Genomic DNA, 15,910 nt, shown 5'->3' with positions numbered 1-15,910 from the left:
GCAGAAGCTTTGAAAGATCGCTAGCCGCATTGTCCGGGCGGTTCCGAGAGAGGGTAGTATGCAAGGTCAAGTGTTTAGTTCATCACGTTATTGGGAGAACCGCTATAGGGCGGGAAAAAACTCTGGTTCTGGATCGTATGGCAGATTGGCGGAGTTTAAAGCTTCGGTAATTAATGCGTTTGTCAAAGAAAACAAAATAAAAGGCGTGATTGAGTTTGGCAGTGGAGATGGGAACCAGCTGAAGTTGGCTGAATATCCCAGCTACCATGGCTTTGATGTAAGTGAGACTGTTGTTACTGCATGCTCCAAAGTCTACTTTAAAGATAAGTCAAAAAAGTTTTCTCTTGTGCCGGAATATAATGGAGAGACTGCGGATTTGGTCATATCCCTGGACGTCATTTACCATCTTGTGGAGGGCTCTGTATTTGATGCATATATGCGCAACTTGTTTTCGTCTTCTCGAAAATTTGTGGTTATCTACTCAAGCAATTCGGATGATATCGTAGATATTAACCCACATGTTAGGCATCGAGAGTTCTTGAGCTGGGTCCATGAGAATAGTTCGAAGTTTAAGTTAATTAAGGTTATTAGAAATAGATATCCGGTTACATCTGCAAGTATAGGGGAGAGTTTAAGTGAATATTCATACTCGGATTTCTTTGTTTTTGAAAAGTCTGGCAGACTAACGGGCCTGCGAAGCGATATACAGAAATTGATTGGCGTGACATTTAAGATGTTGAAAGGTGATCGTAACTAATGTCAGGAGCAATGCGGTGGTATCTTTCGCTCGGACTCAAGTTTGCTCGCGTTGTTCCCTGGACGACTGCTAGCGGGGTGTTTGCAACGCTTGTATCGCAGGTTAGTGCCATCCTGGCGTTTCTTTTGCCCCTGAAAGTGGTCGTCTTGTTAGGCTCAGAGGGGATTCCAGCCTATTTCCCCAGTTTTTTTGCTGATATGGATCGGGATTGGCTTGTACTTTTTCTGAGTATTTCCGCGATCGCCTTTTACGGCCTGCATCTGACTGCCGAGCGCGTGATCTCATTCTGTGCCAACAGTGGAGCACAGTATCTACTGGCCAAAAATCGCAAGATGATCCTGTTTGAGAACCAGGACTTGACTGCCGTAAATGGATATCAGGCATACTCCAGACTGCTGTCCAGTGGTGTGTTCATATTGTTTGCCATGTTTTTGCTGGCCTGGAAGTATCCTGTAATGGCACTGATGTTGGCTGGATATTTCGTGTTGATCTTTACTCTGTATTGGGGGGGATGCCAAGTCAGCGAAAAATTCCCGGAAGCGATGGTCGAGAAGTGGCGGGATTCGGTAAACATAGCTGGTAACCTGGGGTTTTTGCTCTCGTTCACTTGCATGATGGTTGACTTCATATTCTGGTCTCCGCCGAATTTACTGCTGGCGATAGTGACTTTATTGCTCAGCAGGCAAATATGTTCTCATGCTGCCGGCGTGGTGAGTGGACTGGTAGGCCTGCATCGGCAGAGGATGAAACTGGATGCATTGTTTTTCCATGGCAAAGTACTATTGCCATCCCGCAACAATGCTGACAACAGTATGTGGCCAATGCTGGCGCCTGAATCAAAAGATGCCTGGGTGCGATCAGTGCTTTCGGAGTTGGCACGTGACGAAAGCACAACATTGGAATGTCAATGGTATCACACAGGTCTGACGAATATTGCCGTGCTTCAGGTAAAAGCAAGTGAGAGCCAAAAGTCGTATTTCGTTAAACTATTTGAGTCAAACCTCAGCTCCATGGCGCAACACGAGGCCGAGCTGCTAGCTCGCCCACCAAGGGGATTGCCGGCTTTGCCACTCATTGGGGTTACACAGTTAAAAAATTTTCAGTGCCATTTGTTTTTGTTGCCTGATGTCGATTCTTGTGTGGGTAAGAATATTCGTTCATTGGCGGAGCGTATGTCTGGAATATTACTCTCGGTGGAGCCGCCCGTAGAGTTGGCGCAGCGATATCTTCGTTCTCGTCCGCTGCTTGGGCAGAGAATTAGTGGTGAAGTATTCACGCGGCTACGCGTAGCCGCCGACACCCAGTCATTGGCGCTAATTGATACTCTTGTTCCTCATATAAACGTGATTAAAGAATTGATTAATGCCCTGCCATTGACATTTACGAATCCAAGCGTGAATGGCTATACCATGTTCTCGAGGAAAAATGATAATGATTGTGTGCTGCACTGGGGGCAGTGGAGCCTCGAGCCGGTAGGTTCAGGTTGGCCGGATAGCCGGCTACAAAGACTCAAAGATGGCATAGTAACGGCTCGATATGAGAGACACTCCCTTAAAGAGGTCAAGCCGGAACAGGCAGAGCTGGCGGCTTTGATGTTTACTTTGGAGGTCGAGGTGAGCCGGCAACGATTTGTCGACGCCTTGGCACTTTTGCCTGATATTTTAGTTAGGTTGAACCACCTGCGCAGCATGGAATCTCCGGTTTCGAACGGCGAATATTTGGTAGGGAGTTAGTCGTGCGGTCAAGTCTCTTGCGATTTATCCTGTTGCCTGTGATGCACTTTGCGGTTGTGGAAACGCTTCAGGCTGAAGAGGGATTTAATTATTATAAGCATCAAAATATATCGAATCCGGAAAAGTCGGCGAAGTCGATTGTCGAGCATGGATTTTCTATTCGAGGATATGAAGCATTTTCAATACAGCCTCCCATCGATTGGGCTGCAGACCCATATAATGATATTAATTGGCAATATCAACTTAATGGAATGTATCCGCTAGCACCTGCTTTTCAGGTGCTAATGGATGATGGTGATCGATCTTATTTAAAATTTGTCCGTGAAGCTTTCCTCGACTGGATCAGATTTAATCTAGAGGAGGGTAAACCTAATTCCTTCCGATGGAATGATATGGCGACTGGCGTGCGGGCAAATTACCTGGCGCAACTGATTTGGTTAGAGCGGCGTGAAGGGGAAATTTCCGAAACTGACATGAGGCGCCTTGTGTATGCGGGGCGACTTCATTTGCTCGAATTGGCAGACCCCGATAAATTCTCAGCGTACAATCACGGTCTTTTTCAGTTAATAGGCGTTGCATCGCTATGTCAACTGGGGTTATACCCTGAGTGCGAAAGCATAATGAAGTATGCAGGTACTCGTTATGAAGAATTGTTTTGGCTCCAGTTCAATGCAGAAGCGATGCATTTGGAACACTCTCCGGAGTACCATCTTTTCGCCTATAAGGTGTTTAAGAAAATCGAAGATTCCGGGTTGCTCAAACTATCCGAAAATGCAAGAGCTGTTTTTGAGCGTGTGCCCAGTAATCTCCACTGGATGGTCCACCCAGACGGCGGCTTTGCCGCAATTGGGGATACTGAGTCACGCCACGCTCGCAATGCGGCAAAATTTGATCCAAAGACTTTGTGGCTGACGAGCAGTGGTACACAGGGAAGTGAACCTGAGTATGGCGCAAAGTCGTTTCCCGATACCGGGTATTCATTTGTTCGAATGAAAGACAAGAGCGAAAATGATAGCTATGTAATGTTTTCAGTGGCGCACCACTCTTCGGTCCATAAGCATGCTGATACATTCTCATTTGAGTGGTCGGATCATGGGCGGCGTATTTTAGTTGACTCTGGAAAGTGGGGATATGATGCAGGACCAGCTCGTGACTATATCGTAGGTGTTAATGCGCACAATACGGTTAGGGTCAGTGAGCGTGGCCATTCACGCAAAAAGATTCCGAAAATACTTCATTCCAGCGCAAGAACGGAAGATGGAGTGGCAATATTAAACGCTTCCGCTAAGTTCCCCCGTTCTGTTGTAGATACGAAGCAAGAGCGGTGGTTACTACTTTCGCCGGGGGAATGGTTGATAGTGGCAGACGAGATACACAACCGCTGGCCATGGGAGGAGTTGGTGCAATGGTTTCATTTTCCGCCTGAGGCACAGGTAACAAAGGTTGGAGATCGATTTGAAGTGCGGTTTCCCTGGACTGATTCAGTCCTGCATGTATTCAGTACAGTGCCGGTAACGGGTATGGAAGCGTTGCGAGGTGTTAAGGGTGCACAGTGGTATGGGTGGTATTCACCCGAGTACCGGAAATTGGAGCCTAGTTGGCAAATTGGATTCCGAAACAGTGCTTTTTCGGGCAGGTTTGTCACAGTATTTCGTTGGATTGAGCCTGGTGAAGCACTTCCCAGTATGCCGGAAACGCAATTCATTGATTGGTTCTCTTCCGGGGATTACGAGTACTGCTGGAGGGAGAGTGGCTCCCTTAACGGTAGACGAATGGATCTGCAGCAAGGGGTGTGGAGGCTGCATGGCTGTGATTAGAGGGAAGAGAGTGGCAATGCTTTTGTGGAATGGCTTTGTCAATGATGCAAGAGTACTACGCGAAGCGGATACACTCCAAAAGAGTGGCGCAAGTGTACAGATTACGGCAGTGTTAACGCCCGCCCGAATGGTGCCTTCGGAAACAGTATTCGATGGGATCCATGTTGAAAGAGTGTCGCGCATGGTACCACTACTGTCGCGGCTTATCCTGGCTCCACGCAATCTATTGCGACGCGTTAAGAAGTTGGCCACTGGTACAATTAAGACTGAGCCTTCCCGACAGCGCTACAAGCCAGTTCGTTGGTGGCAGCTGGATCGACGTCTTACGCTTTTATTTGAGGAGCTTGGCGTCAACTTCCGCATGTTCCGGTCTGTGTGTCGATTTCGTCCGGACGTAGTACACGCACATGATATTAATACGCTTCTACCAGCCTGGCTTGCGGCACGTCGCTGCGGGGCCAAATTGATCTATGACGCTCACGAAATCAGCGCTGACCGTGAGGGGTACCGTGGGCGGGTATGGCTGATAAAAATCGTTGAGCGATGGATAGGGCGGAGTGCCGAAGGGCATATTACTACGACGCAAGCCCGTGCAGACTGGTTCCATAGTTCTTATGGCTATCCGGATATTGTCGTGCTACAGAATCGACCAGTTCAACGAATCGTCAATGATAGTGGCCGAATCAGGTCGGAATTCGGAATAGCTACTGATAGTGTTGTTGTGCTATATCAGGGCGGACTCCAGTGGGGTAGGGGATTAAGAAACTTAATGGCTGCTGTCTCTGAAATCAGGGGCGCTGAGCTCGTACTTATCGGTGACGGTATTCAGCGAAAAAGTTTGGAGGAGCAGGCTGCCAGATTAACTGACCGAATCCACTTTGTTGGACAAGTTTCGCTTGATGAACTCCCGGAATGGACAGCCTCTGCGGATATTGGTGTCCAGTGCCTTCGGAATACCTGCTTAAACCACTTTACTACTGATTCAAACAAGCTGTTTGAGTATGTAATGGGCGGGCTCCCAGTGGTGGCGAGTGACTTTCCAGAAATCCGCAAGCTGGTTTCTGAATGGGATTTAGGGTTGCTGGTTGATCCTGATGATGTTACATCCCTTCGGCAAGCTATCGAGAGCTTGGTGCAGGACGGGGAAATGCGTGTCCGATATGCGAACAATGCCAGAGTAGCGAGGGAGTCGCTCAACTGGGCTTCGCAGTCCGAAGATCTATTGAAGTTGTATAGCAGAGTTTTAGTGAATGAGTAAATCAGAGAGCCCCTTAACTGGGACACGTGTATGCATGACTATCTGGAATAGTCTACGGCATGATGCGCGGGTAGTTCGCTCCGCGGAAGAATTGGTTAAGGCCGGTGCTGAGGTTACGGTAATCGCATCTAATTGGGATGACAGTCTTCCAGTGCAGGAAACGCACCCACTTGGTTTCGATGTTATCCGCGTTCGTCGACCGACTCCCCTGAAAATGCCGGAGGGCGACAGTGGAGCTATGCGACCCGGCCGACTTTCCGTTTTTTGGCGTTATTTGCGTGGGTTGACTGGGCACATACGGATGGTTTTCGAAGCGTGGAAACTGAACAGCGATGTCTACCATGTGCATGATATTGTCCCTTTACCTACTACCTGGGTGGCGGCAAAGTTACGTCGACGTCCCCTGATCTATGACGCACATGAGATAAGCACCGACCGCGAGGCTTTTCAGCGTATATCTGGCCTGGTGCGTAAAGTAGAAGGCTTTACAGTACGACGAATCGAAGGGATGATTACGACAACCGATATGCGTGCAGATCACTTTGTTGCCGAGTACGGTGTGTCTCGCCCAGTAGTAATTCAGAATCGACCTCCGTACAGAGAAGTAAAACGGACCCAGCGCCTGCGCGAACATCTGGGAATTCCATCTGGCTCGCCGATAATCTTGTATCAAGGTGGTCTGCAGCAAGGGCGTGGGTTACCTGAACTGTTGAAAGTTGCAGTTAGGGTGCCCAAAGCTCATTTCGTGCTGATGGGCCCAGGTAGTATGCGGGAAAAATTAATTACGCAGGCTGTTGATTCAGGCGTACGAGCTCGTGTTCACTTCCCTCCGGCAGTCCCGTGGGAAGAGCTCCACCATTGGACCAGCTCGGCAGATATCGGCGTTCAGTTGTTACAGAATACATGTCTGAACCATTACACAACGGACTCGAACAAGTTGTTTGAATATGCAATTGCTGGTTTGCCTGTGGTCGCGAGTGATTTCCCCGAGATCCGCAGGGTGATTGAAGAGCACCCTTTTGGCATGTTGGTTGACCCGGCTGATGAAGATGCCGTGGCCGAGGCACTAAATCAATTGGTAAGCGATGAGTCTCTCCGAAATAGGCTCTCTGCTTCTGCTCTCAATGCAGCTCCTGAGTTGTCTTGGGAAACGCAGGCGCCGAGGCTACTTGGTTTGTATCGTTCAGTCATGTCGGTCGAGTAGCGCTCCAGATGAAACGGTCTATATGTATGCTGGTGAGAACCAGTGCGATAAAAAATCCTCGAGTGGTAAAACAGGCCATTAGCCTCGCTCGAGCGGGTTGGCGGGTACAAGTAATCAGCGCAGGATCTTCGGGCGAAGATGAAAAGCTGGAGCAACACCCCGGCGGATTCACTATATTGCGCACAAAAGTTGGCTGGCTAGCAAGTTTTCGTGCTAGAGCTGACAATGGCGACAGAGGACAGCCTGCAGGTAGCACCATGCTCTCTGAAGCTGGTTACAAACCAACCCGTTTTAAGCTCGTGGCGCTACTGATTTCTCGTATTCTCATCCTGTTGAGGATGTTGCCATTAGTGTATCGCTGCCGGCCGAAAATTATTCTGGCGCATAATGTTAATACATTGATAACTGGTTGGGTTGCTTCAAAATTTACCGGAGCTAAATTGATCTATGATGCGCACGAGATTAACCTTAATCGAGAGGGATACTACAGGCAGCTGAAGAAATTGATATGGTTCATCGAAAGAGCTTTATTACCGCGCACGTCATTGACAATGACGACTACAGCCATGAGGGCGAGGCATTTTAGGCGGGTCTACAAGCTCGAGACTACACCCCTGGTATTTGAAAATCGCCCACCTTTTTCGTGTCCAGTGAAGACCGAGAAACTGCGGAGGGCCATTGGAAGTGAAGCTGGGCGTGTCATTGCACTATATCAGGGCGGACTGCAGGAAGGGCGCGGGCTACACAATATGGTCAGGGCGATTGTCGGGGTTGATAATGTCGATTTGGTTTTCTTGGGTGATGGTCCACAGCGCCATTCATTAGAGTTCCTCGCTGAAAATCTGGGTGTTTCCAAGAGTGTACATTTTTTATCATCAGTACCTTTGGCGGATTTGCCGAAATGGACGGCTTCAGCAGATTTCGGTCTGCAGCTGCTTAGAAATACTTGTTTCAATCATTACTCTACGGATTCAAACAAGCTCTTCGAGTACGCGGTTTCCGGCTTGCCAGTGGTAGCTAGCGATTTTCCTGAGATTCGTCGGATTGTGCGTGCATACGATTATGGAATCTTAGTAAATCCGGATGACGTGAGTGCAATTCGATCGGCTATTCGCCAACTAGCAGAGGATGCATTGTCACGCGAGCAGCTTGCCGATAACGCACGAAAGTCTGGATTCGACTTGTCTTGGGATGCTGTTGAGAAGGAGTACGTAGCGGCCATAGAAGGGCGGCTGACTATAAATTCCAGCGTGGAGAATAAGGCTCTTAACATTGTTTGATTGGTAAGTTTACAACTTGTATGAGTTGGTATGTTGGAATTCCGTATCCTCGGATTGTGTAGAGAATAAGCTTGTGCGCGTTATTGTTCTTAGTTTTCATTATCCACCGGACTTGATGGCAGCATCCTTTCGCTCGTCAGCTTTTGTTCGCGCTCTTTCTGAAAAGTTACCAAACGGATCTGAGATACATGTCGTTACCGGGGACAAAATGCGGCGTAAGGTTGATAACTGGACCTCGGAACGGGAAGGTATTGAGTCTAATGGCCGATGTTTGGTTAAAGTGCATCGTGCGAAATTTAGCCGGTGGAGTCCTCTGACCAGTTCTAGCCTGCTTTGTTTGTTGCGTTACGCCTGGAGGGTGTTCCGTGTTTCCAGAGAATGTAACCCGAATCTGGTAATTGCCTCGTCTTCTATGCTCGGCTCCCAGATCCTGGGGGCAATTATTTCCACGCGATATAAATCGAGATTGCATCTTGATACTAGAGATTTGTTTACCGATAACCTTCGACACTTGATCCCCGGGTGGAGAGGCAGATTTTTACGAGGATTATTGTTACCTTTTAAACGTTGGGCTATCCGCAAGGCAAGTAGTGTTACTGCAACTAACGAGATGCAGGGAAGGTATTTGCAGCGTTTCTTTGGCGTCGATCGATGTGTAGTCATTAGTAATGGCCTAGAATCGAACTTTTATAAGCGTATGTTGGAGTTCGAAATGTCGGTGCAGAGATCTGCTGCAGATTTTCCGGCGGAGATGGCCAAGAAGAAGGTGCGAGTTCTATACGCCGGAAATATAGGCCGTGCGCAGGCTCTTCACGAAGTTTTGCCCGGACTGGTTATGAAACTGGGTGACGATGTTGAATGGAGAGTTGTTGGCAATGGGCCATGCGAGGTAGATTTGAGAAGATCGGCCGCGGACATTCCACATTCCCGCCTAAAAATTATTCCACCAGTATGTAGAGATGAACTTGTCAAGCATTATCAGTGGGCTGACATTCTGTTCTTAAATTTAAAGAGCGCGAAGTCGAACCGTAGAGCAGTGCCTTCAAAAATTTTTGAGTACGCCGCAACTGGAAAGCCCATATTTGCTGGGGTTGAAGGCGTTTCCAGACGTATTATCAATAGAATTGATGGTGCTTGGTGCTTCTCCCCGGGTGATTTGTCAAGTGCGATTCGGCAGTTTAGCCGTATTAACTTGTTAAAGTATGATAGATCGTCGTTTTGTGCAGAGTATGACCGGGAGCATCTCGCATTGGCGTTCGCAGAATTGGTGCTGGGTGATAATCCAAATTAGTTCGGTGCTGCGACATTTATCAGGTGTAGTAGTTCAGGCGAACAGGTCGGGTAGCGTTTTTTCCTCTTTCGTCTCCTTTTTCACGAATTCTCGCTTCAGCAATCGACTCACCAATATCTGCACCTGTTTTCTGTTCAGTGGTTTAGGTGGTGTCAGGTAGAGGGCCGCATCTAATAGCTCCTGTAATTTGTGCAAATCCTCGAACCCCAATTGCTTGTTGATCTCACCCAGGCTGTTTCCACTTAGCTGGGGCCAGCTAGCATTGAACCAGTTGAGGGTGGCTTGCTGGATATAGGCCGGATCACCGCTTTCCACCGCTCGTTCCAATACGCGGGCCTGCTGCTCGGCATTTGCCTGTTGCCCCGCGGTGCCGCGAGCAGGCCTTTGGGCTCCGCGCCGGCGGAAAAAATAGAGTAGCCAAAGCAGATGGGAGGCGAGGGCGGCTATAGCCAGGTTGCGCCAGAAGTTGTCCTGCACTGCGGTCGTAGTAACGCCGGGTTTCAGATCGGGAATATTGTCGGGCGGCTGAGTTGTAGTGGTCGCAATGCTGCCGGTTACAGTGAAACGGAAAGCGGGCAGCTGCGTGGCCCGCTGACGTCCGGTCTTGGTGTCCCACCAGGTAATGCTAACCGGCGGCAATTGGTAGTCGCCGGGCCTGGTGGCGACTATGGCAGTGGTCTCTATCCGGCTACCGGTGATGCCATTCTGGGTTACCTGATCGTCCTGCTGCGGCTGGTCCGGGTAGGTCTTCAGGCCCTCGACATTGAGTTTGGGCAGCGGCGGCAGCTGGGCGGCGCGCAGGCCTTCGGCGCGCAGGGTGACTATACGGGTGATGGGTTCGCCGACGGTGAAGGTTTGCGGGTCCTGGCTCCAGCTCTGCACTATGCCGAGGCTGGCGGCAGGGAGCCAGTGGGCGCCGCTGTAGCTGTCGGGCTTCGGCTGTACATCGATGGTCTTGGCCTGGGAGCGCAGGCGCAAGCGCTGGCTGTTGCGGTTGAACAGGGAGAAGGGGTCGCGGCGGCCGGCGACAGCGACGTAGTTCAGTGCCGGGATTGTCAGCTGGCCGGAACTCTCCGGGAAAACCGCGTAGGTGAGTTCGTAGACGGCGTGGCCGACGCCGTTGATGCGGCGCTCGTAGCGCTGTTCATCGACTTTCTCCACGTGGGCGCCGGGGATCTGTAGCGGTTCTGTGGCGATATCGTGCAGGCCGACGGTGGTGTAGAGGCGCACCTTGACCAGCAGCTGTTCCTGCACGTAGATCTTTTCCTTGTCCAGCTCCACTTCGAGGAAAGCCTGGCGGTTGCCGGCGTCGGGGCCGGTGCCGGCTTCGCTCACGGTGATCGGTATGGCGTCGGAGACCTGGCCCTTGTAGTGCAGGGAGGGGACGAAGAGGTTGCCCTCGCGCTTGGGGGCCAGGGTCAGCATCCACTCGACGAAGCTCTCGGCGCGGCCGTTGATCACGCGGTACTGGTTGGATTGCTGGCGGGAGAGGATGTCGAAATCCTGCTCCAGCAGCTCGAAGTCCGGCTGGCCGCCGGACTCGTCGCCGGAGTAGCGCAGGCGCAGGTTCAGGGTTTCGTCTATGCCGATTTTGTTGCGGTCTACGGTGGCAGTGAGGGCGCTGGCGTGGGCAGTATTGGCCAGAAACAGGAGCAGAAGGACCTGCAAGAGTCTGCTGATCCAGTGGGTGTAGATAGTCCGATCGCGGCCATGGGCCGCTCCTACAGGTAAGTGCGGAGAGAGATTGCGCTCAATTCCGCATTGACTCGCACCATCCCTGGCGCTCGCCCTTCGGGTGCCTTCGGCATCCAAACTTGCTCCTGCAAGTTTGTCCACATTCCGCATTCCGCATTTACTTACCATCTCTGCGTAGCTCCGTTCTCCGGGGGCTGCCATTCGCCGCTGCGGTAGGCGCGGCGGCGTTGCAGGCTTTCGTACTTGAATTTCTCGCGCATCAGGCCGGCGGGGTCGTCGGGGATCTGGCGCAGCCACTGGTCCAGGGCCTGCTGGGTCTCCGGGTCCAGGGGGCTCTCCTCCAAGCCTGCCTGTTGCTGTTCGCCCGGCTGTTGTTCCTGCTCCTCGCCTTGCTGCTGTGCGGCCTGTTGCTGTTGCTCTTCCCGATCCTGTTGTTCGCCGTTTTGCGACTGCTGGTCGGATGGCTGCTGTTCGGCGGGCGATTGCTGCGACTGTGCGCTGCCGTCCTGCTGCTGGTCCTGTTGCTGCTGTTGATCCTGGCTCTGCTGTTGCTGGCTGTCGCCGGACTGCTGTTGTTGCTGTTCGCCGGACTGCTGCTGGTCCTGCTGCGATTGCTGTTGTTGCTGCTGCAGTTCCTTCAGTTTCTCGGCGATCTCCCGGTTGTGTTCGGCATCGGCAAATTGCGGTTGCCGTTCCAGCGCCTCGTCGTAGGCGGCGATGGCGTCGTCGTAGCGGCCCTGTTGGGTCAGGCTGTTGCCGAGATTGTAGAGGCCTTCGGCATCATCGCTGCGGGAGAAGTCCTCTGTGGCCGCGGGAAAGTCGCCGGCGCGGTAATTGGCGGTGCCGCGCCACTGGGGATTTTTGAAGGTCTCCGCGGCCTGCTCGGCTTCGCCCTCCTGCAGCAGCTGCTGGGCCTGCTGGTCCTTGCGCTGCCACAGGTCCCGCCATTCAAATGCCTGGGATTGCTGTGGGGACAGGATTAACAAGCTCCCCAGGGAAAGGGGCAGGGCGCAGGCGAGGGCGCCTCGGCGGAACAACAGGGCGGCCAGGGGGAGCAATAGCAGCACCAGCCAGGGGCCTTCTTCCCGCCACTGGTCGAACTCCCGCTCGGTCAGCTGGGCCTGCTCCGGCGTCTCGCTGTCCTGCAGCAGTTGGGCGATATCGCTGTCGTCGACGCTGATCCTGGCGTAGCGGCCGCCGCTGCCGCGGGCCAGTTTGGCCAGGTCGCGCGCATCGAAATTGGCAATGATGATGGCGCCACTGTCGTCGGTGACGAAGCCGCCGCCGTTGCCGCGGGGAATGGGGCTGCCCTCGCCGCTGCCGACGGCGAGGATATCCAGTTCCACCTTCGCGTCGGCCACCAGCTTGGCGACCGTGTCCAGGGCCATTTCATCGATACCGTCTGTCACCGCCAGCAACTGGCCGCGTCCCGCGGCGCCGTCCCTGAGCAGGCGAATCCCCGTCTCCACCGCCATTTCGATATTGCTGCCGGGCACCGGCACTATCGACGGCGACAGCGCCGGCACCAGGTTGGCGATGGTGGCGGTGTCCTCGGTCAGCGGTGTCACCACGTGGGCCTCGCCGCCGTAAGCGACCAGGGCGGTGAGGCCGTCCTTGCGCTGGCGGAGGATATCGAGAATTTTCAGGCGCGCGCGGGTCAGGCGGTCCGGCGACAGGTCGGTGGCCATCATCGACGGCGACAGGTCGAGCAGTATCACCAGGGCGTCCTGGCTGCTGTAGACCGGCGTCGGCAGCTTGCGCCAGGTCGGGCCGGCCAGGGCGACGATGGTGCCGGCGAGCAGGGCGAAGATCAGCGCGAACAGCCAGGGGCGCCTGGCGCCGCCGCGCAGCAGCAGGTGGGGCAATAGTTCCGGGTCGACGATCTTCTGCAATTGGCCGCTGTTCAGCACCGTGCGCGCCAGGCCCCAGCAGAGCAGGGCGGCGGGGATCAGCAGCCACAGCATATGGGGGCGCAGGAAATGGAATTGATGCAGATCGGAGAAAAACATCAGGCTGACTGGCTCCGTCTTCGGCCGGCAGGGCCGGCTGCGGGCCTGCGGCCCGTTTTGCCAAGCTGGCGGTGGGCGTTCATGGGCTCGGCGCTTCCGGCAGTACCGCCCGCATTGGCCAGCAGCGGCACCGAGGCCCAGAGCAGCGCCAGCAACAGCGCCGCGCCCAGGGGCCAGATGTACAGGGATTTCAGCGGGCGGTAGCTCTCGGCCTCCTGTTCCACCGGTTCGAGGCGGTCCAGTTCGGCGTAGATCTGCGCCAGTTCCTGCGGGTTGTGGGCGCGGAAGTAGCGGCCACCGGTCTTGTCGGCGATGGCCTGCAGAGTTTCGCTGTCCAGGTCGCGGGAGGGGTTGATGCGGCGGCTGCCGAAGCGGCTGCCGAGCAGGCCCGGCTGCACCATTTCCTCTGCGCCGACGCCGATCGTGTAGACGGTGACGCCGGCCTGCTGCGCCAGTTCCGCGGCCTTCAGCGGCGACACTTCGCCGGCGGTGTTGGCGCCGTCGGTGAGTAGTATCAGTACGCGGTGTTCCGCCGGGCGCTGGGTCAGGCGCTTGACGGACAGGCCTATAGCATCGCCGATGGCGGTGCCCTGGCCCGCGAAGCCTATCTGCGCCTCGCGCAGCAATGTGCCGACGGTTTCGCGGTCGTAGGTCAGGGGTGCCTGCAGGTAGGCGCGGGTGCCGAAGAGCACCAGGCCCAGGCGGTCGCCCTGGCGCCGCTCGACGAAGTCACCGACCACCTGTTTGACCGCGTCGATACGCATTGCCGGGCGGCCGCCCAGCAGCATATCCGGCGTTTCCATGCTACCGGAGATATCCACCGCTACCAGCAGGTCGCGGGCGCTGCTGGTCTGGGTGATCGGCTCGCCGTACCACTGGGGGCGGGCGGCGGCACTGACCAGAAGCAGCCAGACCAGGGTGAGCAGCAGAAGATTCAGCAGGTTGACCTGTTCGCCGCCGCCACGGTGGGCCAGTTCCGCATAGAAGGGTACCTTCAGTGCGCTGCTGAGCGGCCTGGCGCGCGGCAGCAGCCAACGGACCAGCAGGGGCAGCGGCAGCAGGGCGAAGGCCCAGGGCCAGGCGAATTCAAACACCGGGCGCCTCCGCTCTTGCTTGGCTGTTGCGAGCCGGCAGTGTCTCGCCGTGCTGTTGCGCCCACTCAATGGCGTAATTGCGGAATGCCTCGTTGCCGGAGATATCGACGGCGTCTTTCCGGTAGAGGTTTTCCAGCAGGACCTTTTGCGCTGCCGCCGGGCAATCGACGGTGGCGGCGTTCTGCAGGAAATCCAGCCACTGCCGCCCGGTCAGGTTGCCGCAGGCGGTGCGGCCGTAGGTGGTGACGGCCACGCGTTTCAGGATTTCGTTGATTTCCTGTGCGGCTTTGGGATCGCTGCTGTTTATCTCTTCCAGCAGCCTGACCGCTTCGGCGCGATAGCGGTTCTGCAGTTCTCGCTTGCGTTTTCGCTTCAGCCACAGGAAAGCGGCCGCGGCGCAGGCCAGCAGCAACAGGGCGAGGAGCCACCAGCCGGGCGCCGGCGGCCACCAGCTGATCGGGGCCGGTTCGCGGATATCGTGTAGTTGGGCCAGCAGTTCCTGCGCCTCGGGCGAGGGCTGGGGTGCGGGTTGGGCCTGTTGCAATAGGAGTCTTCTCACGATTCCGACTCCCCGGATTGGGCGGAGATCGATCGCGGCCATGGGCCGCTCCTACAGTTACCACCTGCAGGATGGCTTGGGTGCGCATAGCCGGCTCCGATTTCGCCTGCAAGCAGGCTCCTACAGGGGGCGTGATGAGACATGGGGAGGCTCATTGCGGCCGCCTCCTGTTGTTCTGCTGGCGCGAGCCGTAGAAGGACAGCAGCGCCGGCATCAGCGGCTGGGTGTTGTCGAAATCCAGCAGCGGCAGCCGGTGGCGGCGGCAGAGCTGCTCGACGTCTTCGCGGGCCTGGGCCTGGCGTTCGGCGAAGTGTTCGCGCAGCGGGCGGCTGCCGGCGTTTAAAAAGGTGCGCTGGCGGCCGTCGGAGATGGTCAGGGATTGATTCGGCAGTTGCCGCTCCAGCGGATCGGTGATGCGGATCACCTGCAGGTCCGCGTGGCGGGTCAGCAGGTAGAGGGGCTGGGCGCAGCTGTCGTCCAAGTCGTGGCAATCGCTGATCAGGAAGAGGGCACTGCCCGGGCGGGCGATACGGCGCGCCTCCTCGAGCAGGGTCTTCAGCGACTGGCTGTCGCGCTCGGCGACGGGGCTCTTCAGTTCGCCGGCGCGGGCGACCATGCCGTGGATCATCGCCAGCACCGCGTGGTGGCTGCGGCGCGGGCGCACCGTGTCGATATCGTCGTCGGCGAACAGCAGGGCGCCGATGCGGTCGCTGTGTTGCAGGGCGGCCCAGCCAAGGGCGGCGGCTATGCCGCTGGCGGCGACGGACTTGAATGCCAGGTGGCTGCCGAAAAACATCGGCGAGCGCAGGTCGAGCAGTATGACTACGGGCCTCTCCCGCTCCTCCTGGTACAGCTTGGTGTGGGTTGTGCCGGTGCGCGCGGTTACGCGCCAGTCGATGGTGCGCACGTCGTCGCCGGGCTGGTAGTTGCGCACTTCCTCGAAATTCATGCCGCGACCGCGATAGCGGGTCAGCAGGCTGCCGGCCTGGTCGCTTCGGGCCAGGCGCGGTTTGAACAGTTGCAGCTGACGGGCGATATAGCGCAGGCGCACCAGCGGTTCCACCTGGGGGTAGGCGCCGCGGAGTTCCAGTTCTGTATGGTTCAACGCTTCGAGCAAGGTTTGTCTATCCCGTCCCGCAGTCTTTAGAGTCCGTAGGGCGGATAAGTGTCAAGCGCATCCACGCCGGGCGCATCCACGCCGGGCGCATCCGCC

Annotated in this window: 12 protein-coding genes; 7 read left to right on the top strand and 5 right to left on the bottom strand. The window is 55.2% G+C overall.

The genetic code is table 11. From position 1 onward, the window contains the following. Window positions 1-58 precede the first annotated feature (58 nt). The 7 genes from AC6R19_RS13655 to AC6R19_RS13625 all read left to right on the top strand — a co-directional run bounded on the left by AC6R19_RS13655 (window position 59) and on the right by AC6R19_RS13625 (window position 9,340). Window positions 59-757 carry a class I SAM-dependent methyltransferase gene (locus AC6R19_RS13655; protein WP_500580391.1) on the top strand — a complete coding sequence of 233 codons (699 nt, stop codon included), beginning with the start codon at window positions 59-61 and terminating at the stop codon, window positions 755-757. Next, window positions 757-2,490 (top strand): hypothetical protein, encoded by a 1,734-nt coding sequence (locus AC6R19_RS13650; protein WP_500580390.1) that lies wholly within the window; start codon window positions 757-759, stop codon window positions 2,488-2,490. The genes AC6R19_RS13655 and AC6R19_RS13650 overlap by 1 nt, the downstream gene beginning before the upstream one ends. Before the next feature lie 2 nt (window positions 2,491-2,492). Continuing rightward, window positions 2,493-4,307 (top strand): heparinase II/III domain-containing protein, encoded by a 1,815-nt coding sequence (locus AC6R19_RS13645; RefSeq protein WP_500580389.1) that lies wholly within the window; start codon window positions 2,493-2,495, stop codon window positions 4,305-4,307. Next, window positions 4,294-5,565, top strand: coding sequence for a glycosyltransferase family 4 protein (locus AC6R19_RS13640; protein WP_500580388.1), 1,272 nt, complete (start codon window positions 4,294-4,296; stop codon window positions 5,563-5,565). Before AC6R19_RS13645 ends, AC6R19_RS13640 begins: the two co-directional genes overlap by 14 nt. Before the next feature lie 34 nt (window positions 5,566-5,599). Then, entirely contained in the window at window positions 5,600-6,769 is a 1,170-nt protein-coding gene (locus AC6R19_RS13635) for a glycosyltransferase family 4 protein (RefSeq protein WP_500580387.1), read from the top strand. Between the two features lie 26 nt (window positions 6,770-6,795). Further along, entirely contained in the window at window positions 6,796-8,049 is a 1,254-nt protein-coding gene (locus AC6R19_RS13630; protein ID WP_500580386.1) for a glycosyltransferase, read from the top strand. A gap of 73 nt (window positions 8,050-8,122) precedes the next feature. Further along, entirely contained in the window at window positions 8,123-9,340 is a 1,218-nt protein-coding gene (locus AC6R19_RS13625; protein ID WP_500580385.1) for a glycosyltransferase, read from the top strand. A gap of 33 nt (window positions 9,341-9,373) precedes the next feature. On the opposite strand, the gene AC6R19_RS13620 is transcribed toward AC6R19_RS13625, so the two are convergent. The 5 genes from AC6R19_RS13620 to AC6R19_RS13600 all read right to left on the bottom strand — a co-directional run bounded on the left by AC6R19_RS13620 (window position 9,374) and on the right by AC6R19_RS13600 (window position 15,814). Then, window positions 9,374-11,008, bottom strand: coding sequence for a BatD family protein (locus AC6R19_RS13620; RefSeq protein ID WP_500580384.1), 1,635 nt, complete (start codon window positions 11,006-11,008; stop codon window positions 9,374-9,376). A gap of 188 nt (window positions 11,009-11,196) precedes the next feature. Next, complete coding sequence (locus tag AC6R19_RS13615) at window positions 11,197-13,044, bottom strand: VWA domain-containing protein (RefSeq protein WP_500580383.1); 1,848 nt, start codon at window positions 13,042-13,044, stop codon at window positions 11,197-11,199. After that, complete coding sequence (locus AC6R19_RS13610) at window positions 13,044-14,138, bottom strand: vWA domain-containing protein (RefSeq protein WP_500580382.1); 1,095 nt, start codon at window positions 14,136-14,138, stop codon at window positions 13,044-13,046. The genes AC6R19_RS13615 and AC6R19_RS13610 overlap by 1 nt, the downstream gene beginning before the upstream one ends. Continuing rightward, window positions 14,131-14,697: a DUF4381 domain-containing protein gene (locus AC6R19_RS13605; RefSeq protein WP_500580381.1), complete on the bottom strand. Its 567-nt coding sequence runs from the start codon at window positions 14,695-14,697 to the stop codon at window positions 14,131-14,133. The genes AC6R19_RS13610 and AC6R19_RS13605 overlap by 8 nt, the downstream gene beginning before the upstream one ends. 151 nt (window positions 14,698-14,848) lie before the next feature. After that, the gene (locus AC6R19_RS13600; protein ID WP_500580380.1) at window positions 14,849-15,814 is read right to left on the bottom strand and encodes a DUF58 domain-containing protein; all 966 of its coding nucleotides are present in this window, start codon (window positions 15,812-15,814) and stop codon (window positions 14,849-14,851) included. Between the last annotated feature and the right edge of the window lie 96 nt (window positions 15,815-15,910).

Source organism: Microbulbifer sp. SE14 (assembly GCF_059834885.1).
The sequence above is the reverse complement of the archived record's forward strand: the minus strand, read 5'-3'. Positions and strand labels throughout refer to the sequence as shown.

Excerpts from the sequence above, each read along its gene's own strand:
- AC6R19_RS13640 (WP_500580388.1), top strand. The coding sequence starts at position 4,294 with ATGGCTGTGATTAGAGGGAAGAGAGTGGCAATGCTTTTGTGGAATGGC.
- AC6R19_RS13615 (WP_500580383.1), bottom strand. The coding sequence starts at position 13,044 with ATGTTTTTCTCCGATCTGCATCAATTCCATTTCCTGCGCCCCCATATG.
- AC6R19_RS13635 (WP_500580387.1), top strand. The coding sequence starts at position 5,600 with ATGACTATCTGGAATAGTCTACGGCATGATGCGCGGGTAGTTCGCTCC.
- AC6R19_RS13630 (WP_500580386.1), top strand. The coding sequence starts at position 6,796 with ATGCTGGTGAGAACCAGTGCGATAAAAAATCCTCGAGTGGTAAAACAG.
- AC6R19_RS13655 (WP_500580391.1), top strand. The coding sequence starts at position 59 with ATGCAAGGTCAAGTGTTTAGTTCATCACGTTATTGGGAGAACCGCTAT.
- AC6R19_RS13650 (WP_500580390.1), top strand. The coding sequence starts at position 757 with ATGTCAGGAGCAATGCGGTGGTATCTTTCGCTCGGACTCAAGTTTGCT.